General features: G+C 71.9%; 19 protein-coding genes. 12 read left to right on the forward strand and 7 right to left on the reverse strand.

Features of this window, described 5'->3' with window-relative positions:
• Positions 1–73 precede the first annotated feature (73 nt).
• The 4 genes from ACFVJQ_RS26400 to ACFVJQ_RS26415 are packed head-to-tail and all read right to left on the reverse strand — an operon-like array spanning position 74 to position 4,266.
• The gene (locus ACFVJQ_RS26400) at positions 74–1,102 is read right to left on the reverse strand and encodes a methyltransferase (RefSeq protein ID WP_385518232.1); all 1,029 of its coding nucleotides are present in this window, start codon (positions 1,100–1,102) and stop codon (positions 74–76) included.
• 49 nt (positions 1,103–1,151) lie between these two features.
• Entirely contained in the window at positions 1,152–2,213 is a 1,062-nt protein-coding gene (locus ACFVJQ_RS26405; RefSeq protein WP_385518235.1) for a nitrous oxide reductase family maturation protein NosD, read from the reverse strand.
• Between the two features lie 60 nt (positions 2,214–2,273).
• Positions 2,274–2,618 (reverse strand): low temperature requirement protein A, encoded by a 345-nt coding sequence (locus ACFVJQ_RS26410; protein WP_385787492.1) that lies wholly within the window; start codon positions 2,616–2,618, stop codon positions 2,274–2,276.
• Positions 2,569–4,266 (reverse strand): tetratricopeptide repeat protein, encoded by a 1,698-nt coding sequence (locus ACFVJQ_RS26415; protein ID WP_385518238.1) that lies wholly within the window; start codon positions 4,264–4,266, stop codon positions 2,569–2,571. Before ACFVJQ_RS26415 ends, ACFVJQ_RS26410 begins: the two co-directional genes overlap by 50 nt.
• Before the next feature lie 294 nt (positions 4,267–4,560).
• Between ACFVJQ_RS26415 and ACFVJQ_RS26420 the strand changes: the two genes are divergently transcribed.
• The 7 genes from ACFVJQ_RS26420 to ACFVJQ_RS26450 all read left to right on the forward strand — a co-directional run bounded on the left by ACFVJQ_RS26420 (position 4,561) and on the right by ACFVJQ_RS26450 (position 12,281).
• On the forward strand, positions 4,561–5,955 hold the full coding sequence (locus tag ACFVJQ_RS26420) for a hypothetical protein (protein ID WP_385518241.1): 1,395 nt from the start codon (positions 4,561–4,563) through the stop codon (positions 5,953–5,955).
• A gap of 107 nt (positions 5,956–6,062) precedes the next feature.
• Entirely contained in the window at positions 6,063–6,761 is a 699-nt protein-coding gene (locus ACFVJQ_RS26425; protein WP_385787496.1) for a nucleotidyltransferase family protein, read from the forward strand.
• Positions 6,745–7,032, forward strand: a complete 288-nt coding sequence (locus tag ACFVJQ_RS26430) for a BON domain-containing protein (RefSeq protein WP_385518247.1) — start codon at positions 6,745–6,747, stop codon at positions 7,030–7,032. The genes ACFVJQ_RS26425 and ACFVJQ_RS26430 overlap by 17 nt, the downstream gene beginning before the upstream one ends.
• Entirely contained in the window at positions 7,029–7,793 is a 765-nt protein-coding gene (locus ACFVJQ_RS26435) for a metallophosphoesterase (RefSeq protein ID WP_385518250.1), read from the forward strand. The genes ACFVJQ_RS26430 and ACFVJQ_RS26435 overlap by 4 nt, the downstream gene beginning before the upstream one ends.
• Positions 7,794–8,027: 234 nt before the next feature.
• On the forward strand, positions 8,028–9,401 hold the full coding sequence (locus ACFVJQ_RS26440) for an alpha-lytic protease prodomain-containing protein (protein WP_385787500.1): 1,374 nt from the start codon (positions 8,028–8,030) through the stop codon (positions 9,399–9,401).
• A 386-nt stretch (positions 9,402–9,787) separates the two neighbouring features.
• Positions 9,788–11,353, forward strand: a complete 1,566-nt coding sequence (locus ACFVJQ_RS26445) for an APC family permease (protein ID WP_385787503.1) — start codon at positions 9,788–9,790, stop codon at positions 11,351–11,353.
• A 190-nt stretch (positions 11,354–11,543) separates the two neighbouring features.
• Positions 11,544–12,281 (forward strand): D-Ala-D-Ala carboxypeptidase family metallohydrolase, encoded by a 738-nt coding sequence (locus ACFVJQ_RS26450; protein WP_385787506.1) that lies wholly within the window; start codon positions 11,544–11,546, stop codon positions 12,279–12,281.
• A gap of 63 nt (positions 12,282–12,344) precedes the next feature.
• Here ACFVJQ_RS26450 and ACFVJQ_RS26455 read toward each other — a convergent pair whose 3' ends face one another.
• On the reverse strand, positions 12,345–12,521 hold the full coding sequence (locus tag ACFVJQ_RS26455) for a CsbD family protein (RefSeq protein ID WP_385516243.1): 177 nt from the start codon (positions 12,519–12,521) through the stop codon (positions 12,345–12,347).
• A 119-nt stretch (positions 12,522–12,640) separates the two neighbouring features.
• Here ACFVJQ_RS26455 and ACFVJQ_RS26460 point away from each other — a divergent pair, with 119 nt between their 5' ends.
• Positions 12,641–13,480 (forward strand): alpha/beta fold hydrolase, encoded by an 840-nt coding sequence (locus ACFVJQ_RS26460; protein ID WP_385787509.1) that lies wholly within the window; start codon positions 12,641–12,643, stop codon positions 13,478–13,480.
• A gap of 6 nt (positions 13,481–13,486) precedes the next feature.
• Positions 13,487–14,482, forward strand: a complete 996-nt coding sequence (locus ACFVJQ_RS26465) for an aldo/keto reductase (RefSeq protein ID WP_385516241.1) — start codon at positions 13,487–13,489, stop codon at positions 14,480–14,482.
• 225 nt (positions 14,483–14,707) lie between these two features.
• Here the strand turns inward: ACFVJQ_RS26465 and ACFVJQ_RS26470 are convergent, their stop codons facing one another.
• Positions 14,708–15,343 carry a class I SAM-dependent methyltransferase gene (locus tag ACFVJQ_RS26470; RefSeq protein WP_385516240.1) on the reverse strand — a complete coding sequence of 212 codons (636 nt, stop codon included), beginning with the start codon at positions 15,341–15,343 and terminating at the stop codon, positions 14,708–14,710.
• Between the two features lie 162 nt (positions 15,344–15,505).
• Here ACFVJQ_RS26470 and ACFVJQ_RS26475 point away from each other — a divergent pair, with 162 nt between their 5' ends.
• Both ACFVJQ_RS26475 and ACFVJQ_RS26480 read left to right on the forward strand, forming a co-directional pair.
• Positions 15,506–16,363 (forward strand): fructosamine kinase family protein, encoded by an 858-nt coding sequence (locus ACFVJQ_RS26475; RefSeq protein ID WP_385787513.1) that lies wholly within the window; start codon positions 15,506–15,508, stop codon positions 16,361–16,363.
• A gap of 44 nt (positions 16,364–16,407) precedes the next feature.
• Complete coding sequence (locus ACFVJQ_RS26480; RefSeq protein ID WP_385787516.1) at positions 16,408–17,067, forward strand: lipoprotein; 660 nt, start codon at positions 16,408–16,410, stop codon at positions 17,065–17,067.
• 12 nt (positions 17,068–17,079) lie between these two features.
• On the opposite strand, the gene ACFVJQ_RS26485 is transcribed toward ACFVJQ_RS26480, so the two are convergent.
• On the reverse strand, positions 17,080–18,063 hold the full coding sequence (locus ACFVJQ_RS26485; RefSeq protein ID WP_385516237.1) for an alpha/beta fold hydrolase: 984 nt from the start codon (positions 18,061–18,063) through the stop codon (positions 17,080–17,082).
• Positions 18,064–18,333: 270 nt separating this feature from the next.
• Here ACFVJQ_RS26485 and ACFVJQ_RS26490 point away from each other — a divergent pair, with 270 nt between their 5' ends.
• Positions 18,334–20,853, forward strand: coding sequence for a SpoIIE family protein phosphatase (locus ACFVJQ_RS26490; RefSeq protein WP_385787519.1), 2,520 nt, complete (start codon positions 18,334–18,336; stop codon positions 20,851–20,853).
• Positions 20,854–20,869: the final 16 nt, after the last annotated feature.

The raw sequence follows: 20,869 nt of genomic DNA on the forward strand, positions 1-20,869 counted from the left end.
GCCCCCCCCCGCCCCCGGCCCCGCCCCCGCCGGCGCCCCGGGGCCGGTGGTCTGCGGAGCGCGTCCGGGGTGATCAGCCGGGCACGGTGCAGTCGAACGCGTGCAGGTAGGGGTTGACCTGACGGACGTCGTCGATGACCAGCCCCGCGTCGGTCAGCCGACGGACCATGCTCTGTCTGGTGTGCTTCGCCCCACCGACATTGAGGAGCAGCAGCAGGTCCATCGCGGTGCTGAAGCGCATGGAGGGCGTGTCGTCGACGAGGTTCTCGATGACCACGACCCGTGCCCCGGGGCCGCCGGCCTCGATGACGTTGCGCAGGGTCCGCGCGGTGCTGTCGTCGTCCCACTCCAGGATGTTCTTGATGATGTACACATCGGCCCGGACCGGGACGGCCACACGGCAGTCGCCGGGTACGATGCGCACCCGGTCCGCGAGCACTCCTCCCGGACGCAGCCGTGGGTCGGCGTTCTCCACCACGCGCGGCAGGTCGAGCAGGGCCCCCTGGACCGACGGATACTTCTCCAGCAGGCTCGCCAGGACATGACCCTGACCACCCCCGATGTCGGCGAGCGAAGAACTCCCCAACAGATCGAGGAACTGCGCGACGTCCCGCGCGGACTGCATGCTCGAGGTCGTCATGGCGCGGTTGAAGACGACGGCGGACTCGGGGGCGTCCTCGTTGAGGTACTCGAAGAACTCCTTTCCGTACAGGTCCTCCACGACGTTCCGGCCGGTGCGCACCGCCTCGTCCAGCCTCGGCCACGCGTCCCAGGTCCACGGTTCGGTGCACCACAGCGTGATGTAGCGCAGGCTGTGCGGATCGTCCTCGCGCAGCAGCCGGGACATGTCGGTGTGCGCGAACGTCCCGTCCTGCTGTTCGGCGAAGACGCCGTAGCAGGACAGGGCCCGCAGCAGCCGTCGCAGCGGCTGGGGTTCGGTCTTCACCGCGGCCGCGAGGTCCTCCACGGCCATGGGGCCGTCACCGAGGGCGTCGGCGACTCCCAGCCGGGCGGCCGCCCGGAGCGCAGCGGCACACGCCGCCCCGAACACCAGCTCCCTCAGCCGCATGGACGGCGGTGGAGCAGTCTCTGCGGTCGTCATGTGCCGCCTTCCTTCCTTCGTGGGTCCACGGGTGACTACGGGCGGCCGGTCAGCACAGCCCCGCGGGCTCGGACGCTCCGCAGGAGTTGTTCGCGAAGGTGTTGCCCTTGCCGGTGTCCGTGTTGACGAGGTCGGCCGGGACGTTGCCCTCCAGCTCGTTGTCGCTGATCCGGTTCTGCTCGCTCTTGACACCCACGAGGCTCTGGAACAGGACGATGCCGCCCGACAGCGGGGAGGTGCCGGCGTTGTCCTTGATGACATTGCCCGTCACCAGGGTCTTCTCGGCGCCGGTCAGGACGATGCCGGAGCCCTGCAGGAAGGGCAGCCGTTCGGTCTTCGGGCAGTACTTGTTGTTCTCCACGACGTGGTTCTCACGCACGGCCAGGTCGCCGGCCCTGGGCTTGTTCTCGTCACCGACGACGAACAGTCCCGCGCAGTTCCCGTGGAGGTGATTGCGCTCGACGCTGAGGTTCCGCAGACGCCGGACGGTGACGCCGATCCGGTTGCCCTCCAGCCGGTTGTACTCGACCACGGTTCCCCGGGTGTCCGCGGCGCCTTCCTCGGCCGTGACCGAGTTGGCGAGGAACAGGCCCGCGTCGCCGTTGTCGCGGGCGGTGTTCCCCCGGAGCACGCTGCGGACCGACTGCTCCTGGGCGATGCCCCAGACCCCGTTCTTCACGGCCGTCACGTTCCGGACGGTCAGCCCGTCGGTCCCGACAGCCGACACACCGGCCTTGGCGAAGCCCGTCACGATCAGGGAGGCCACCGTGACGTCCTCGACCTTCCGGCCCTTCGTCCCCACCACGCAGATGCCGTTGCCGGCCGCGGCGCAGCTGTTGGCGGCCTTCGTCGTGCCCGGTTTGATCACCGTGCTGCCCCGGCCCACGCCGCGCAGGGTCAGCCGGGGCGTGGTCACCTTGACGCTCTCACGGTAGGTGCCGGGGGTCACGAGAACCGTGTCGCCCGGTTCGGCGGTGTCCACCGCCTTCTGGATCGATTCCCCGGGAAGGACCACGTGGACCGACTCGCCGGAAGAGGGCGAAGCTGCACCGAGACCGGTCGCCACGATCGCTGCAGTGCACGCCAGGTACGCAATATGGCTTTTGATCATATGCCGTACGGTAAGCCCAAAATGTTCGCGAACAGGGTGGATCGTCCGTCCGACGGCGTGTCATGAGCGCCCGCAGCCGCCGACTTGCGCCGTGCCCGTGCGCATGGTGCGTGGTGGCGAGCAGGGTGTGGGCGGGGCGGCGAAGTACGGCCACCACAGGGCGAAGCACATCAGCAGTCCGCCCGCCGCCACCGCGCACAGCGGCCCCGCGAAGTGGGCCTGCGCGTCGAGGGTGTTGCGGACGGCGACGGTGGCGGCGGCCACGGCCTCCCCGAGCACGATGAGGGTGAACAGCCCGTACCGCTCGGCGATGTGGCACGGCGACTTGCCCGAGAGGGAACGACCCGGGCCTCGTTCACCCGTGATCGCGGCGTGCGCAGCAGTCGGCCGGGCCCGCGGCGTCACAGGCGCGGTCGAGGCGGCAGAAGCAGGACGCCTCGATCGGTACGTCCGCCATGGCGGCGGCCAGCTTCAGCTGCTGGGCCACGATCTGCGCCTCCCCCTTCTTGCCGAGGCGGACCAGGCACTCGTGGAACCCGTGCAGGGCCCAGACGTTCCCGGGGTGCTGCAAGGGGCGCGGGAGGGAGTCGTCGAGGCCCAGGTCGGCCCGGTAGACCGCCTCCGCCTCGGCGACGCGTCCCTGTTCCAGCAGCAGGGCGCCGTAGGCGTGCCGGGTGGGCTGCATCCATCCCCACGGCTCGTCGTAGGGGAGGCTGTCGTCGAGTTCGATCGCCCGCTCCAGCGCGGCGAAGGCGGCGTCGTGGTTGCCCTTGCGGTACTCCAGCTCGCCGTCGAGCATCGCCGAGGCGACGGCGAGGATGTCGGCGCAGGTGTTGTTGAACAGCATGCGCGTGTCCGGGACGCCGGCCAGTGCCTCACGGAACAGTGCGCGTTCGGCCTCGGCCTCGGCGATCCGGCCGGTCGCCGAGAGCGCCACGCCGCGGGCGTAGCGCAGCATCGCGGTCGTCACGCTGTAGAGCTGCGGGTCGGCGGGCAGGGGCAGATCCAGGATGTCCGCCCAGCGGCCGAAGCGGATCAGCACATGGACCCGCATCGCGAGGAAGCCCTCCAGCCAGTCGGCCATGGGCGGGCTCTGCACGCGCAGCAGATCCTGCGTGATGGTCGACTCGAGTTCGGCGGCGGTCTCGAGGGCGGTCCGGTACTGGCCGAGGAACATCGCGCCGTAGATCTTGAAGTGGTAGTTGTGCGAGCGGTACAGGGTGTAGAAGTTCATCGCCCCGGCCCGCGCGCGGTACTTCTCGTCGGCGGCGATGGCGTCGCTGTTGTCGGACACGACGCGTCGGTAGTCGCCGCAGAGCACCTCCAGGTGGGTGGGCATGTGCTGGAGGTGGCCGGCGTCGGGCACCAGGCCGCGCAGCCGGTCCGCGACGGGCAGCGCCGCCTCCGGCGTCGGCGACATCTCCATGAGGTGGATGTACATGTGCAGCACGCCCGGATGCCGGGCCCCGTCCTCGGTGGCCAGCGCGCGCTCGAGGACCGCCCTGGCGTCGAGGGTGCGGGCGCCTTCGGCGGGCTCGCCGGTCCGGGTGTCCCACAGCTGCCAGGGCGTGAGGTTCATCAGGGCGTCGGCGTACAGGGTGGCGACGTCGAGGTCGTCGGGGTCGAGTGCGTGAACGGCGCGCATGGCGTCGGCGTAGGGCGCGTTCCACACCGTGCAGTCCTCGGCGGGCTTCGACTGCGGGTAGCGGGCACGCAGTGCCTCGATCAGAGCGCGTTCGACGGGGGTGGCGCCGGCCGCCGCCTTTTCGTGGGCGAGCTCGACGGCGGCGTGGGTGCGGTCGACGGTGCGGACCAGGTCCTGGCCGTCGAAGGCCTCCCAGGGCTTGTTGTAGTTGGGGCCGAGCGCGTAGGCGATGCCCCAGTGGGCCATGGCACAGCCGGGGTCCGCCGCGGCCGCGGCCTCGAAGCAGGAGACGGCCTCCTCGTGGTGGAAGCCGTACGTCCAGGCCAGCCCGCGGTCGAACCACAGTTGGGCTTCGGGCGACGAGGTCGTCACGCGGCGGCTGTGGGTGCCGAGGTCGTAGTAGTCCATGCGTCCGTCCTCCATCCGCGACCGCCGTGCGACGATGGATGCATACCCTGCCAGCCTAGTTGCGATCTTTCGGACAGGACGGTGCCGGCTCAGCATGCCGGCACCTCTCGTGGGACGCCGCCGAACAGTATGAACGCAACGATCAGGTCCATGGCCCTTCGCTCGGCGGCTCTCTGGCATCGCGGCGCGCAGCGCAACGATGCGCCAGCCCGGACGAGGAGCCGCGCCGTGAAGACATGGAGAGTTCCCAGGATCCGCCGGCCTTTCGCCCTCGGTGCACGGAGCCGCGCGGGGATGGCCGCCTGCGTCGCGACCGCGCTCGCCGCTGCTCTTGCCGGTGCCCCTCCGGCCCGTGCGGAGACCGGGCACCCGGCGTCCGCGGACTGCCCGGCGGACCTCGCCGGGAAGGCCACGTGTTACACCGGCCAGGACGCGAACGGTGCCTACTACGCCATCGCCGTCCCCCATGACTGGAACCGTTCCCTGGTCGTCCACGCCCACGGCGGCCCCGACCTCGGGGACGACTCCGACCCGGAGCGCAGCCTCGACGATCTGGAGCGCTGGGCGGTGATGGTGGACCAGGGCTACGCCTGGGCCGGCTCGTCCTATCGCCGCGGCGGCTACGGCACCCGCATGGCGGCTGCCGACACCGAGAACCTGCGCCGTCTGTTCGTGTCCGAGTTCGGCAGGCCGAAGCGGACCTATCTGCACGGCCAGTCGTGGGGCGGGAACATCGCCGCCAAGGTCGCGGAGGTCTACGGCGGGCAGCGCGGCACGTACGACGGGGCGCTGCTCACCAACGGCGTCCTCGGCGGCGGTTCCCGGGGCTACGACCACCGGGTCGACCTGCGGGTGGTCTACCAGTACTACTGCCGGAACCTGCCACGTCCCTCCGAGCCGCAGTACCCGCTGTGGCAGGGCCTGCGCCCCACGTCGACGCTGACGACGGACGGGCTGCGCGCACGACTGGAGGAGTGCACCGGGTACCACTCCGAACCGCGGGAGCGGACCACGCTGCAGCAGCGCAACCTCGACGACATCCTGGCCGTCACCCGGATCCCGGAGCGCACGCTGGAATCGCATCTGCGCTTCTCGGTCTTCACGTTCCGCGACATCGTGCACAACCGGCTCGGCGACCGCAATCCGTTCGGCAACCGGGGCGTGTGGTACTCCGGGTCGCATGACGACGCGGCGCTCAACGCCGGTGTCGAGCGGTTCTCCGCCGACCCGGCCGCCGTCCGGGACCTGTCCTACGACAGCGACCTCACGGGCAGGGTCCCGATCCCCGTCCTGACGCTCCACGCGATCGACGACCCTACGGTGTTCGTCGAGCACGAGGCGGCCTACCGCGCCACCCTCCAAGGTGCGCACCGGGACGGGCGACTCGTGCAGACCTTCACCCGGGAGTCCGAGCACAGCGGGCTGAGCGACGCCGAGTACGCCAACTCCCTGTCGGCACTGGACGGTTGGGTACGCAGCGGACGGAAGCCGACACCGCGGTCGATCACCGAGTCCTGCGCCGCGTTCGACCGCATCTACGGCTCCGGATGCTTCCACGACCCGGACTTCGTTCCCTCCCCCTACGCCGCCCGCGTCCGGCCCCGCCCGGGCGGACTGCACTGGCCGGCCATGACCGCCGCCCAGGAGCGGGCCTGGAGCCGCATCGAGGGGGTCGGAATCGCCCCGTAGGCTGCCGTGTCGAACGGCGCACGTCGGGTACACAGGGCAAAGCGCGGGCGTCGCAGCGCCCTGTGAGGGTGGGCTGCGGACGCCTCGGTGCGGCGGAGGGAGTGGTCATGACGCAGAACAGCGATGACGCGACACTCGCCCCACGCGTCGGGATCCCCGATCTCCCCCAGGCGGCGCAGCTGCCCCGGCCGCACCACCGGGCGGGAGAGCCGGAACTGCCGCGCGACCGCACCCAGGCCATTCTCGAGGCGACCAAACAGGTCGGCGCGCTGCTGAAGCAGGGAGGACACGCCTTCGCCCTGGCGGGCAGCGTGGCCGCCTACGCCCACGGGGCCGGCGAGAACCTCCAGCACGACGCCGATTTCTGCATCCTGCCCGAGGACGCCGACGCGGTCGCGGCCACGTTGGGCGAGGCCGGCCTCCCGGTCTACTCACCGCCCGAGGACTGGCTGCTCAAGGCCACCTGTTTCGGGCAGGACATCGACATCATCTTCCAACTGGCGCATCGGCGCGTGACGACCGACATGCTCGACAGAGCGCAGGAGATCCCGGTCGATTCGGTGCGCATGCCGGTCCTGGCCCCGACCGACCTGCTGGCCAGCCTGCTGGCCGCCTTCTCCGAGCACCACTGTGACTTCGGCGCGGTGCTGCCCATCGCCCGGGCGCTGCGCGAGAAGGTGGACTGGGAGCGGGTACGACGCGAGAGCCGGGACTCGCCCATGGCCGCCGCCTTCCTCTTCCTCCTCGAACGGCTCGACGTGATCACTCCGCAGCACAGGGACAGCAGCCATGACGCATCCCGGTGATCGAGGCGTGTCCGGCACTCCGGGCGCTCAGCACCTGGACTACCGCGTCGCCCACCTGCGTGACCGCCTGGCCGGTGGGCCCCTCGGTGAGCTGGGCGTGCGGGTCGAGGTGCGCGGGGATGCCGTGCTGGTCACCGGCTGCGTTCCGTCCGCCCGCTGCCGCGACGACATCCGGCGCATCGTCCGGGAGGAGCTGGCCGGGCTGGTGGTGCACTGCGACATCGTGGTCAGCGACGCGTCGTCACCCGACCACGCGGAGGACCTCACATGATCCGGATCGCAGCCGTCGGGGACATCCACATGGGTCCGGACAGCCAGGGCCTGCTGCGTCCGGCGTTCGACACCCTGCCCGACTGCGCCGACGTCCTGTTGCTGGCCGGGGACCTCACACGCCACGGGACCCCGCAGGAGGCCCGGGTGGTGGCCCGGGAGGTCGAGGGCCTCGGTGTCCCGGTCGTCGCCGTGCTGGGCAATCACGATCACCACGACGAGCGTCCGGACGAGGTCACGGCCATCCTCCAGGACGCCGGTACCCGGGTGCTGGAGGGGCAGGCCACGGTCGTGAGCATCGGCGAGGCCCGCGTCGGGGTGGCCGGCACCAAGGGGTTCGGCGGGGGTTTCGTGGGGCGCAGTGCCGGTGAGTTCGGCGAGCCGCTCATGAAGGAGTTCGTCAGGTACTCGCGCCGCCTCGCCGACGGTCTGCGTGCGGCTCTGGAGCAGCTGGACGCGGAGGGCTGTGACGTGCGGGTCGCCCTGACGCACTTCTCCCCCGTGCCGGACACGCTGGCCGGTGAGCCCCTGGAGATCTACCCGTTCCTGGGCAGCTATCTGCTGGCCGAGGCCATCGACACCGCGGGCGCGGACCTCGCGGTGCACGGGCACGCCCACGCGGGGACGGAGCACGGCATGACGAGCGGCGGCGTCAGGGTGCGCAATGTCGCGCAACCCGTCATCGGCCGCGCCTTTCACGTCTACCACGTGCCGGTGCCCGAGCGGCTGACAGCCGGCGGAACGGGGAAAGCCGCCGGGTGAGCGCCGTCTCCCCGCCTCCCCCGGTCTCCGCAGGACCCCGTGGAGGGTGAGGGCGCGGCGGCCTTCTCCTGTCCTGCGCCGGTTCGGCGCGTGTGACCCCCCGGTGCGTACTGCACTTGGCGCCCCTTTCCCTCACCAAAGCGCGAAAGCCCCGCGTCGGTGACATTGCTTCGGTCCTTCCAGGCAAGCCCTGGCCTCATGGCAGCTTCACCCGTACTGGAAGGAACCATTCGCATGGTCCACAGACTTGCCCCGACCGCACGCCGCGCCGGCCTGATCGCCCTCGGCACGCTGGTTCTGAGCGGGATCTGCTCGGCCGCGGGGGCCGAGCCGCCGCCCGCGGCGGGATCCCTGCCCACGGCGGCTCAGACAGTGGGGGCCGACAGGCCGTCGGTGCAGGTGCTCCGCGCGCTCCAACGGGACCTCGAGCTGACCCCCGCCCAGGCGGAGGAGCGGTTGGTGAACGAGGCGGAGGCCGGCAGCCGTGCGGGGCGTCTGCGCAACGCGCTGGGCAAGCGCTTCGCCGGGGCCTGGGTGACTGGCACGACATCCCAGGAGCTCACCGTCGCGACCACCGACGGCGCGGACGTGACTGCCATCCAGGGCCAGAGCGCGAAGGCCCTGGTCGTCAAGGAGTCCCTGGCCGGTCTGACGGCCGTCAAGAAGAAGCTGGACGCGGCAGCCTCCCGCGTGGCGACCGCCGACACTCCGCTGTGGTACATCGACGTCCCGGGCAACCGGGTCGTGGTCGAGGCTCGGAGCCGGTCGTCCGCGGCCGCCTTCATCAAGGCCGCCGGCGTCTCGGGCAAGGGCGTCGCCGTCCACGTGTCGGCGGAACGGCCGCGTCTGCTGGAGGACATCGTCGGCGGCGACCCCTACTACGTCAACGGATCGGTTCGCTGTTCCGTCGGCTTCTCCGTGACCAAGGCCGAGCAGCAGGGCTTTGCCACCGCCGGTCACTGCGGTACGGCGGGCGACACGACGACCGGCTTCAACCAGGCCGACCAGGGCACCTTCCAGGCCTCCGTCTTCCCCGGCAAGGACATGGCATGGGTGGGCGTGAACTCCGACTGGACCGCGACCGCCGACGTCAGGGGGGAGTCGGGCCAGCGCGTGCAGGTCGCCGGCTCGGTCGAGGCGCTGGTCGGGGCGTCGGTGTGCCGCTCCGGCTCGACCAGTGGCTGGCACTGCGGCACCATCCAGCAGCACGGCACGAGCGTCAGGTACTCCGAGGGCGTCGTGAACGGCCTGACCCGGACGACGGTGTGCGCCGATCCGGGCGACTCCGGCGGCCCGTACCTCGCGGGCGCCCAGGCGCAGGGGATCACGTCCGGCGGGACGGGCGACTGCCAGAGCGGTGGAACGACCTACTACCAGCCCGTCAACCCCCTGCTCAGCGACTTCGGCCTGACCCTCAGGACGGCTTCCGGCACGACGGCGACGCCGGCCCCGCAGGACGGCGGCGCCGACGGCTGGGCCTCGGGGCGCGTCTACGGCGTCGGGGCCACGGTGAGTCACAACGGGGTCCGTTACCAGTGCCTGCAGACCCACCAGGCCCAGGGCTCCTGGGCGCCGGCGGCCACCCCCGCGCTGTGGCAGCGCCTCTGACAGGTCCCACCGGGCTCTCCGGCACCGGCCGCGGCCCTCGCGCCGCGGCCGGTGCCGGTGTGCCTCCCGACCACTGGCACGCAAAGTTACCCACTTCAACATCTCAAGCATCGAGCGGGTGGACTGCGTTCGCCTGACCGGAGGGACACCACGTGTGGCGCGGATCACATGGAAAGACTTCACCGCGGCACATCGAGGGTCGCTGCGATTACCGAATATCGGACACCCGCCAGTGCGGTTTGGATGCCTCACATGCCACCGGTCGATGACCTTGCAATCGTAGATAAGATAGCGAATAAGCCATCGATTTATGGGATGCGAGAGATCATGCTCACTCAACGTCACGCAGAGTCGCCACGGAAACCGCAGGATTTAACGTCCTGTTCATGACTCAGCTGGACGTACGGCCCGGGGCCGGAGACGGAGACACAGGCGACGCCGCCCCTGCCGTGGGCATGCGCGCCAAGGGCCTGAGCGGGAACTCCGTCGGCCTGCTGGGCAGCGCGGTCATCGGTGTGTCCACCGTGGCGCCCGTGTACTGCCTGACCTCGACGCTCGGTTCGACCGCGGGCGAGGTGGGAGTGCAGATGCCCGCCGTGTTCCTCGCCGGGTTCCTGCCGATGCTGCTCGTCGCCTTCGCCTACCGCGAGCTGAACAAGGCCATGCCGGACTGCGGCACCTCGTTCACCTGGACGGTGAAGGCGTTCGGGCCGCGCGTGGGCTGGATGTGCGGCTGGGGACTGGTGATCGCCACGATCATCGTGCTGTCGAACCTGGCCGGCGTAGCGACCTCGTACTTCTGGCTGCTCGCGGGTGAGGTCACGGGCAGTGACGCCGTCGCCGCGCTCGACGACAACAAGGCCGTCCACATCGTCACCTGTCTCGCGCTGATCGCGGTCGCGACGGTGATCAGTTACCGCGGTATGACCGCCACGAAGGGTGTGCAGTACGCGCTGGTGGCGCTCCAGCTGGTGGTGCTGGGTGTGTTCGTGGCGATGGCCTTCGGGAAGGCGGGGAGCCCCGCGTTCCCGACGTCGGCCGAGTTCTCGTGGTCATGGCTGAATCCGTTCGCAGTCCAGTCGTTCGCCGCGTTCACCGCCGGACTGTCGCTGTCGATCTTCATGTACTGGGGCTGGGACGCCTGTCTGACCGCCAACGAGGAGACCAGCGGCAGCAGCCGCACCCCCGGCCGGGCGGCGCTGGTCGCCATGGTGGTGCTGGTCGGCTCGTACCTCGCCACGGGAGTGGCCGCGCAGATGGTCGTCGGCTCCGGTGACCAGGGGCTGGGGCTGGCCAACCCCGAGACCTCCGACAACGTCTTCGCCGCACTGGCCGGCCCGGTGATGGGTCCGGCGCTCGGCATCCTGCTGTTCCTCGCGGTGCTCGCCTCCGCCGCGGCCAGCCTGCAGACCACGTTCATCCCGGTGGCCCGCACGGTGCTGGCCATGTCGGCATACGAAGCGCTGCCGGCGTCGTACGCACGGGTCCATCCGCGCTTTCGTACGCCGGGGCGTGCCACGGTGACCGCGGGTGTCGCGACCGCGGTGTTCTACACCGTGATGACGCTGGTCAGCGAGCACGTACTGGTGGACACCATCTACGCGCTCGGCCTGATGATCTGCTTCTACTACGCCCTCACGGCCTTCGCCTGCGTCTGGTATTTCCGGGCCGAGCTGCTGCGGTCCGGGCGGGACCTACTGTTCAAGGGGCTGTTCCCGGTCGTCGGCGGGGTGCTGCTGGCGGCCGTGTTCGCCAAGACCCTCGTCGACATGTGGGACCCGGCGTACGGCAGCGGGTCGTCCGTGCTGGGGGTGGGGTCGGTGTTCGTCATCGGCGTGGGGCTGCTCGCCCTGGGCCTGGTGATCATGACGGTGATGCGGTGGCGCAGCCCTGCCTTCTTCCGCGGCGAGGTGCTGACGAGGTCGACGCCGGCGCTGGTCGCGCAGGACTGACCCACGGGACCAGACGTCGGACCGGTGCGGGGGTCGACGAGGTGATGCCGGCCCCCGCCCGCAGCGACCGTCCGGGCAACTGCGCGATCGCGGCCTTGCCGGCGAGCGAGGGCGTACCGCATGGTTGACGCGCGTCACAGGCTCCTTCACGCTCGGCACCACCTCACGTCTCCCCCGGCATGGAGGCCGTATGTACACACGCACCGTCAGACTCCTTCTCATCTTTGTCATGATCATGACTGGCGGCCTGGCGAGTACAGTCGCGACAGCGGGCACTGCGCACGCCGACGGCTGCTACACCTGGAGCCGCACACTCTCGCAGGGCTCCTCGGGCGCCGATGTCACCCAGCTGCAGATCCGGCTCGGCGGCTACCCGGGCTACGGTTCCGTCCTGGCCGTCGACGGCGACTTCGGGCCGGCCACGGAGGCCGCCCTCAAGCGCTTCCAGTCGGCGTACGGCCTCACGGCCGACGGCGTGGCGGGGCCGAACACCTTCAACAAGCTGTACGCCCTGCAGGACGACGACTGCACCCCGATCCACTTCTCCTACAGCGAGTTGAACGACTGCAACAGCACCTGGTCCGGCGGCGCGGTCGGCGCGGCGACCGCCAAGTCCAATGCGCTGCGCAGCATGTGGAAGCTGGAGGCCATGCGGCACGCGCTGGGCGACCAGCCGATCACGGTGACCAGCGGCTTCAGGTCCTACGCCTGCAACAGCGCCGTGGGCGGCGCGAGCAACAGCCGTCATCTGTACGGCGACGCCGTCGACCTCGGGGCCGGACCGCACTCCCTGTGCACCCTGGCCAAGCAGGCCCGCAACCACGGCTTCCGGGGCATCCTCGGCCCCGGCTACCCCGGCCACGACGACCACACGCACCTCGACCACCGGGCCAGTCAATACTGGTCGGCGCCCACCTGCGGTATCTGAGCCGTACGTGAACGACCGGCGGATTCCCCGACAGCTCAGGGGAACCCGCCGACGGCCGTGCACTCATCCGTGCCGGAACACGTCCTTGCCCTTCTCCTTCGCCTGGCGCGCATCGCCCTTGGCCTGCTCCGCCTTGCCTTCGGCCGTCATGCGCTCGTTGCCGACTGCGCGGCCCATCGCCTCCTTGGCCTTCCCCTTGACCTGTTCCACCTTGGCCTTGGCCTTCTTCTCTCGCGCCACGGTAGTTCACTCCAAGTCACCAGCGACTTTCCGATGTCACACACCGTGTGGCCCGGAACGGGACACCCAAACGGAAAAGCGAGTTGCCGCGATGGGACGCCGGTGACAGGGTCGCGGCCATGCCCACCTTCTCCGCGTACGACGGAACCGAGCTCGCCCACCACGTCCTCGGCGACGGCCCTCCCCTGGTGTGTCTGCCCGGCGGCCCCATGCAGGCTTCCGCGTACCTCGGGGACCTGGGCGGGCTGGCGGCGCACCGCCGGCTGATCATGCTGGATCTCCGGGGCACCGGCGGCTCGGCGAAGCCCGGGAATCCCGGCTCCTACCGCTGCGACCGGCAGGTCGACGACGTGGAGGCGCTGCGCGAGCACCTCGGCCTGGAGCGGATGGATCTGCTGGCGCATTCGGCCGGCGCCAATCTGGCGGCGCTCTACACAGCCCGCCACCCGGAGCGCGTCGGCCGGCTCGTGCTGGTCACGCCGAGCGTCATCGCCGTCGGGGTCCCGGTCACCGGCGACGACCGGCGGGCTGCGGCGGAGCTGCGCCGGGCGGAGCCGTGGTTTCCGGAGGCGTTCGCGGCGCTGGAGACGATCGTCGCCGGACAAGCGACCCCGGCATCGTGGCGGGCCATCGCACCGTTCTACTACGGCCGCTGGGACGAAGCGGCCCGGGCTCATCGGGCCGCCGAGGACGAGCAGCGCAACGCTCAGGCCGCGGCGGCCTACGCTGGGGAAGGAGCCTTCGATCCGGCAGCCACGCGTGCGGCACTCGCACGGTTCGGATCGCCGGTGCTGCTGCTCGCCGGGGAGGTCGATCTGGCGGCCCCGCCGCGGGCCATGACCGAGTTCCAGGGGTTGTTTCCGGGTGCCGAGCTGGTCATCCAGTCCGGTGCCGGACACTTTCCGTGGCTCGACGACGGAGGGCGGTTCGTGGGAATCGTCGCGGAGTTTCTGAGGTGAGCTGCCGTGCGGGCGGATGACCTGGTGCCACTGGGCCGCACCGGGCTGCGGGTCAGCCGGCTGGGGCTGGGGCTGGCATCGGTGGGGGGGCTCTTCGCCCCGGTCGCGCAGGACACGGCGGCCGCGGTGATCGACACGGCCTGGGAGGCCGGGATACGGCTGTACGACACGGCGCCCGTGTACGGGTACGGGCGCTCGGAGTCCCGCACCGGCGCGGCGCTGGCGAGCCGGCCTCGCGAGGCGTACGTCCTGTGCACGAAGGTGGGGCGCATCATCGAGCCGGGAGGGCCCGACACCCAGCCGATCTGGGCGGACCCTCCGCCCGGTCTGGGGCCCCGGCTGGACTACTCGTACGCCGGGGTCCTGCGCTGCATCGAGGAGAGCCTGGCGCGGCTGCGGCTCGACCGGGTCGACGTGGTACACGTCCATGATCCCGACGAGGACTTCCCGACCGCCGTGCGCGAGGCCTATCGTGCGCTGGCCGAGCTGCGGGACGCGGGCACCGTGAGGGCGGTGTCGATCGGCGTCAACCATGCGCCCGTGGCCGTGCGTTTCCTGCGCGAGGCCGCCCCGCCCGGGCCCGACTGCGTGCTGCTGGCCGGCCGCTACACCCTGCTCGATCAGTCCGCCCTGGACGAATTGCTGCCGTTGTGCACCGAGCGGGGCGTCGCGGTCATGGCGGCGGGTGTGTACCAGGGCGGACTGCTCGCCGACCCCCGTCCTGGGGCGCTGCACGGGTACGGAGCCGTTCCGCGGCGACTCCTGTGGCGGGTACGGGCCTGGGCGGCGGTGTGCCGGGCGTTCGACGTGCCGCTGCTGGCGGCCGCGGTGCAGTTCCCGCTCGGGCATCCCGCCGTCACGAGTGTGGTGGTCGGTGCACGCTCGCCCGACGAGGTGACCGGCAGCGTGGACTTCTTCAACCACCCGGTGCCGCCAGCTTTCTGGCGGGCCGTCAAGGCAGCCGGCCTCCTCCCCGAGCACACGCCCACCCCCGGCGGCTAGGGCCTGTCCGGCGGATCAGGTCGGAGGAAAGCCGCGGCACCTCGTCAGTGCAGGTGAGCGGGGGCTTGGTGCGTCCAGCTGCAAGGCGGAGGAGGGCGTCGACGCGATGGGGGCCCCTCCCGCGCGAGCGAAGCCGAGCGTGGGGGAGTCGGCAACCGATGACAACGCCGCAGATGGGCGTGCCAAGCCCCGCGTCTCCGGCATGATCCGCCGGACAGGCCCTAGCTAGAGTCGCCGGAACCGCCACACGTGGTCGTCCCGGAAGCCTTCCCGGCCGTCCGGGGAGACGTTCGTACGTCGTACCGTCTCCGCCGTCTCGACGGCCCACTCCCCGTCGGGCAGCGCCAGTTCGGCCGGCACCCCCTCGAGCGTGGGAAAGACGGCGTCGAAGGGCGGCTCGGTCTGCCAGGACGGCCAGCCGCCGTGCATCACGATCAGCAGCGTGCCTTTGTCCGCGACCGCGTCGGCGGCGCGCCGCAGGATCCACTCCTGGTCCAGCCCCACCGGGGACTGCAGGTACTGGGCGTTCACGAGGTCGAAGGAACCCTCGGGGAAGGACTTGCCGAGCTCGTGGCGTTCCCAACCGGTGCGGTCGCCGACTCCTGCGTCGGCGGCGTGCAGGGCGGCGCGTTCGAGGGCGGTGGCCGAGATGTCGACGCCGGTGACGTGCCAGCCGCGGGACGCCAGCCAGATGGCGTCCCCGCCCTCGCCGCATCCGAGGTCGAGGGCGCGGCCCGGCTCGAGGTCGGCGGCCTCTCGCACGAGCAGCTGGTTCGGGCGGCCGCTCCAGACACGGTCGGTGTCGCGGTAGCGGGTCTCCCAGAACTCTGCGGGCTGAGTGGGCGCGGGGAGTTCGGGCATGGTGCCTCCTGGTCGTCTGCTCGGTCAGGGACGCCGTATGCCGGGTTCGGCGCCCTCTTGACCGAGCCTGGATCACCGCTGCTCCGGCGACAACCGGCTTTGCCGATACGGCAAAGTTCGGTTCTCTCCGGACCGGCCGCAGGCTGTCGTACCGTGGTCGCCGTGCGCGAAGGACCCGACACGGCAGCGGCGAGGATCACCGGGCGGGAAGTGACCGGAGTCCGTGCGCTGTCCGGCGCGCTCGCCGAGGTCACCCTCGACGGCGGGCAGGTGGTGATCGTGAAACGCCAGGACGCGCCGGGCGGCGTGGGGGCCGAGGCCGCCGGGCTGCGCTGGCTGGGCGAGGCGGGCACGGTCCGCGTACCGGCCGTGCATGGTCATGACGGGGAGTGGCTGGTGACCGAACGCGTCCCGGCCGGCCGGCCCAGCGGGCAGGCGGCGGTCCGGTTCGGCCGGGACCTGGCCACCCTGCACGCCCGTGGTGCGGCGGCGTTCGGGGTTCCGCCACCCGGCGGGCCCAGGGACGCGTCCATCGGACTCGCCCCCATGCGCAACGTCCCCGGTGACGACTGGCCGACCTGGTACGCCGAGCACCGGGTGCTCCCCTATCTCCGCCGCGCCGTGGACGACGGGACGCTGCGGCCCGCCGAGGCGTCCGTGGTCGACCAGGTCTGCGAGCGGCTCCCCGGGCTCGCGGGCCCGGCCGAGCCGCCCGCCCGGCTGCACGGCGACCTGTGGAACGGCAACGTGCTGTGGGGCGCGGACGGACAGGCCTGGCTCATCGACCCCGCCGCGCACGGCGGCCATCGGGAGACCGACGTGGCCATGCTCCATCTCTTCGGCTGCCCCCACCTGGATCAGGTGCTCGAGGGCTACCAGGAAACGGCCCCGCTCGCGGAGAGTTGGCGGGACCGTATCGGCCTCCACCAGCTCTTCCCCCTTCTCGTCCACGCCGTCCTGTTCGGCCGGACCTACGCCGTGCAGGCGGTGGAGACAGCGCGGGCGGCTCTGGCACGGTGACGGGGGGATACAGTGACCCGCCTCAACCGAGAGGAGACGGTGCGGTGCAGGTCGGGGCGGGGAACGCGTGGCGGGGGCTGGTCCACGTGGCGTTGGTGGCAGGGCTGGTGGCAGGCTGCGCGGACGGGGAGGACAAGGCCCCCGCGAGCACGTCGGCGTCGGCGGACGCGGCCGGCGGCAGCAGCAGCGATGTCGCCAGGAGCGGCGGCACCATCGGCGCCGAGGGGTCGGCCTGCGAGCTGCCGGTGACGTTCGACATCGCCGAGGACTGGGCGGCGGAGTCCGTCGACGCCGCTGCCGGCGGGGCGGCGGAGGAACTGGCCGACGCCCTCCTCCACCAGGGTCCGGTCACCGCCGCCTGCGAGGTGGACGCCAAGCCCGCCGGGAACATCGGCTTCCTCCGTGTCTGGACCGGCGAGCCGGGCGACGACGACGCGCGCACCGTCCTTGAAGCCTTCGTCGCAGCCGAGGACGGGGTGAACAAGGAGAAGTACAGCTCCTTCGAGGCGGACGGTCTCACCGGCGCCGAGGTGGAGTACCTCTACACCAGCGAACTGCTGGAGGAGACCAAGAAGGAGCGCGCGCTCGCCGTCACCACCCCGGACGGCCCGGTCGTCCTGCACCTCGGCGGGATGGACACCGAGGAGCACGAGGCGATGCTCCCGGCGTACGAACTCGCCAAGCGGACCCTGCACGGTTCCTGAGGGCCCGGGTCGTCAGCCGGCGAGCCCGGCGAGCCAGTCCGTGAGGATCCGGTCGACCTGCTCGGGGCGTTCCTGCTGGACCCAGTGGCCGCAGTCGTCGAGGAGATGCGAGGCGACCAGGCCGGGCAGGGTGTCGGGGAACGCCTTGATCGCGTCGGCGAGCCAGGTGACGGAGGCGTCCCGGGCTCCGCCGACGAACAGGGAGGGCTGGGTGAGGGGTGCGCCGTGATGGCCGGCGAGGTCCGCCCAGTCCCGGTCCATGTTCCGGTAGCGGTTGAGCGCACCGCTCAGGCCGGTGCGTTCGAACTCTCCGGCGAAGACGTCGAGTTCGTGCTCTGAGAGCCAGTGGGGAAGCCGCTCGACGGGGAACCGGTCGCGCAGTCGGCCGCCGGGTCCGACGAAGTGCGGGTCGGGAGCGCCGGGATCCGGCATGGTGTCGGCGGACAGGGCGGCGTAGAAGCCGGCCAGCCAGCCGCGTACGTCGGGCTCGATCTCCGCCTCGGCACGGCCGGGCTGCTGGAAGTAGGAGACGTAGAACTCCTCCGTCCCGCCCATGGCGGCGAAGACGTCGCTCGGCTTCGGCCCGCCGGGCGGGGTGTAGGGAACCCCGAGCAGCCCGGCGGCGCGGAACACATCGGGCCTGAGCAGCGCGGAGGTGGCGGCGATGGTCGCGCCCCAGTCGTGCCCGACGATCACGGCGGACCGCTCGCCCAGGGCCTCCACCACGGCCACGTTGTCCGCCACCAGCTCCAGCATCCGGTAGGCGTCCACGGGGCCCGGCCGGGAGGAGCGGCCGTAGCCGCGGACGTCGATCGCCACCGCTCGGTGGCCGGCCGCCGCCAGGGCGGGCAGCTGGTGACGCCAGGAGTACCAGCCCTCGGGGAAGCCGTGCACGAGCAGCACCAGCGGTCCGCTGCCCTGTTCCACCAGGTGGATCCGGCCGGCGGGTGAGGGCACCAGACGGTGGGTGAGGTCGTCGGCGGACGGGTGCGGCATGGTTCCTCCCGAAGCGGTGGGCGGTCTTCCGGCGTCGGCGGACAGGAGGGACGGCGGCCCCGTACCGTCCGCCGGTGTGCGTCGATCATCCGGCCGTCGGCGGGACAGGGCGAGGTCCGTTGCCGTTCCGGCAAAAGGCCCTGACGGGGTCGCCGCGCACGCCCATGCCGCACGCTCCCGTTCACGCCCGCCCGGGTGCGGGCAGGGGGCGTCGTGGCGCATTCTTGCTGTGTCGCCTGCGCGACGGCGCGCACGGACGAGGTAGGGCCGATGACTGGGAGCGTCGAGGGCCGGAACGCAGAGCCCGGACGGCTGGCCACGCTGCTGGCCGACGCCGCGGCCGAGGCGGTCCTCGCCACCGACGGGCGCGCCGCGGGGATCTACCTGTCCTCCGGCTCCCCCGGCGTTCTGCGGCTGGCCGTGCTGGTGGGCCTGCCCGGGCGCCTGTACCGGCCCTGGTGGCGGCTGCACGCGCACCGCCGGTTCCCGGTCGCCGACGCCTATCGGCTGGGCGTGCAGGTGGTGCTGCCGAATGTCACGGAGGCCATGCGCCGCTACCCCCAGTTCGCAGCCGGTCTGCCGTTCCCCGTGGGGACGATCTGTGTACCCGTCCCGGGGAAGGAGGGACCCTACGGCGTGCTGACCGTGCTGCGGCCGGCCGCCTCGGACGCCACCGAGGTGCTGGCCGAACGGGACCGTCTGGCGGAGCTGGCCGAGGATCTGGGGGTGGCCGTGCGGCGCCTGGAGGAGGACGGGGAGCCGCTCGTGTGGGACGCCGAGCCGCTGTGCGTACGGCCGCCCGGCGCACGGCTGGCGCCGGGCCGGATCGGGCGTTTCACGTGGGATCCGGCAACCGACGTCGTCGCCGCGGACGACGCCGCGCGGGCCCTGCTGCGGCTGCCGGCCGAGGGCCTGCCCGGCCCCGCCGAGACCCTGACCGGGGCCGTGGCCCCGGGCGAGGCGGATCGCTTCCTGGAGGTGCTGTGCCAGGCGTCCCGTGGCGGGCCGCCGCCCGCACCTGTGCACCTGCACACCCCCGACGGCGCGCCGCGGCTGGTGGAGTTGTGGAACCAGGACGTCGCCGGCCGCAGGCCCGCCGCCGGTGCTCCGTACCCCGTCGGCGGGATCGTGCTCGACGCGGCCTCGATGGCCGACGCGGCCGCCGACCAGCTCCCCCAGGGCGTCTTCTGCCTGGACCGGCTGGGACTGGTCGGCTACGCCAATCCGCGCGCCGCCGAGCTCCTGGGCGAGCCGCGGGCGCGGTTCCTCGGCCGGCCCCTGTGGGAGGGTGTGCCGTGGTTCGGCGAGGCCACCTCCGAGGACCATCTGCGCGCGGCCCTGCTGTCCCCCGACCCGGTGCACTTCCACGTCCGGCGACCCGCTCCTCAGGGGGAGCCGCACGATCCGAACAGCGGTGACTGGCTGGCCGTGTCCGTCCATCCGGGCCCGGACATCCTGACCTGCACCGTCGCCCCGGCGAACCGGGGGACGGAGGCTCCCGCAGCGTCGGCGCCCACGCCGGCGTCGGCCGACGCCTCCGATGCCGAAGTGGCCGCGAGCTCACCGGTCCACCAGCCGATCGTCCTCGCCATCGCACTGACGGAGGCGGCCACCGCCCGGCAGGTCTCCGCGGTGGTCATGCAGGAGCTGCTGCCCGCGTTCGGAGGCCGTCGGCTCGCCATCTACCTGCTGCAGGAACGGCACCTCTACCTGGCCTGGGAGACCGGGTTCCCGCCGGGATTCCTCGCGCCGTTCGAGGGCGTGAGCCTCAGCGCCCGGCTGCCCGGCGTCGAGACGCTGACCACCGGCCAGCCGCTCTTCTTCGACTCGATGCAGGCGCTGTCGGCCGCCTACCCCGGCATCCCCCTCGACGCGACCGAGGGAGCCCGCGCCTTCCTCCCGCTGATCGCCTCGGGGCGGCCGGTCGGCTCCTGCATCCTCGGCTTCGACCGGCCCCGCAGCTTCAGCACCGAGGAGCGCACCGTCCTGACCGCGCTCGCCGGGCTGATCGCGCACGCCATGGAGAAGGCGCAGCGCTACGAGACGGAGGCCGCGCTGGCCCGCGGGCTCCAGCGGGCCCTGCTGCCCCGACAGCTGCCCGACCACCCCCGGGTGGAGACCGCGGGCCGCTATCTGCCCGGCACCCAGGGCATGGACGTGGGCGGGGACTGGTACGACGTCGTCGAGGCCGGGGACGGCATCGCCCTGGTGATCGGCGACGTCCAGGGACACGGCGTGCAGGCGGCCGCCACCATGGGCCAGCTGCGCAGCGCGGTGCGGGCGTTCGCGCTCGACGACCGGCCGCCCGACGAGGTCATGAGCAGCACCAATCACCTGCTCATCGACCTCGAGCCGAGCCAGTTCGCGACCTGCTGCTATGTCCGCCTCGACCCCGTCACCGGCCTGGCCCGGGTCGCCCGCGCCGGTCATCCGCCGCCCCTGTTGCGGTACGCGGACGGCCGCACGCACATCCTGGATCTCCCCGGCGGGGTCGTGCTCGGGGTGGATCCGCTCGCCCAGTATCCGGTGACGGAGCTGCCGATGGATCCCGGCGCCGTCCTCGCGCTGTACACGGACGGTCTCGTCGAGCGGCCCGGCGGCGACATCGACGAGGGGATCACGGCGCTGCGCGTGGCCCTGGCCAAGGCGGGCGCCACGGCCGGGCGGCCGGGCGGCCGCCCGCTGGCGGCCATTGTGGAGCGGCTCACCGTCACGGCCCGCCATGCCGCCGACCGGCACGACGACATCGCGCTGCTGCTCGCGGCCCGCCGCACCGGGCCCCCACACTGATGTCCGGCCGACATGC

Origin of the sequence: Streptomyces sp. NPDC127197 (assembly GCF_042672405.1) — a bacterium.
GTDB classification, from domain to species: domain Bacteria; phylum Actinomycetota; class Actinomycetes; order Streptomycetales; family Streptomycetaceae; genus Streptomyces; species Streptomyces flavusporus.

Excerpts from the sequence above, each read along its gene's own strand:
- ACFVJQ_RS26400 (WP_385518232.1), bottom strand. The coding sequence starts at position 1,102 with ATGACGACCGCAGAGACTGCTCCACCGCCGTCCATGCGGCTGAGGGAG.
- ACFVJQ_RS26435 (WP_385518250.1), top strand. The coding sequence starts at position 7,029 with ATGATCCGGATCGCAGCCGTCGGGGACATCCACATGGGTCCGGACAGC.
- ACFVJQ_RS26415 (WP_385518238.1), bottom strand. The coding sequence starts at position 4,266 with ATGGACTACTACGACCTCGGCACCCACAGCCGCCGCGTGACGACCTCG.
- ACFVJQ_RS26490 (WP_385787519.1), top strand. The coding sequence starts at position 18,334 with ATGACTGGGAGCGTCGAGGGCCGGAACGCAGAGCCCGGACGGCTGGCC.
- ACFVJQ_RS26420 (WP_385518241.1), top strand. The coding sequence starts at position 4,561 with ATGGCCGCCTGCGTCGCGACCGCGCTCGCCGCTGCTCTTGCCGGTGCC.
- ACFVJQ_RS26485 (WP_385516237.1), bottom strand. The coding sequence starts at position 18,063 with ATGCCGCACCCGTCCGCCGACGACCTCACCCACCGTCTGGTGCCCTCA.
- ACFVJQ_RS26440 (WP_385787500.1), top strand. The coding sequence starts at position 8,028 with ATGGTCCACAGACTTGCCCCGACCGCACGCCGCGCCGGCCTGATCGCC.
- ACFVJQ_RS26470 (WP_385516240.1), bottom strand. The coding sequence starts at position 15,343 with ATGCCCGAACTCCCCGCGCCCACTCAGCCCGCAGAGTTCTGGGAGACC.
- ACFVJQ_RS26405 (WP_385518235.1), bottom strand. The coding sequence starts at position 2,213 with ATGATCAAAAGCCATATTGCGTACCTGGCGTGCACTGCAGCGATCGTG.
- ACFVJQ_RS26430 (WP_385518247.1), top strand. The coding sequence starts at position 6,745 with ATGACGCATCCCGGTGATCGAGGCGTGTCCGGCACTCCGGGCGCTCAG.
- ACFVJQ_RS26445 (WP_385787503.1), top strand. The coding sequence starts at position 9,788 with ATGACTCAGCTGGACGTACGGCCCGGGGCCGGAGACGGAGACACAGGC.
- ACFVJQ_RS26425 (WP_385787496.1), top strand. The coding sequence starts at position 6,063 with ATGACGCAGAACAGCGATGACGCGACACTCGCCCCACGCGTCGGGATC.
- ACFVJQ_RS26450 (WP_385787506.1), top strand. The coding sequence starts at position 11,544 with ATGTACACACGCACCGTCAGACTCCTTCTCATCTTTGTCATGATCATG.
- ACFVJQ_RS26460 (WP_385787509.1), top strand. The coding sequence starts at position 12,641 with ATGCCCACCTTCTCCGCGTACGACGGAACCGAGCTCGCCCACCACGTC.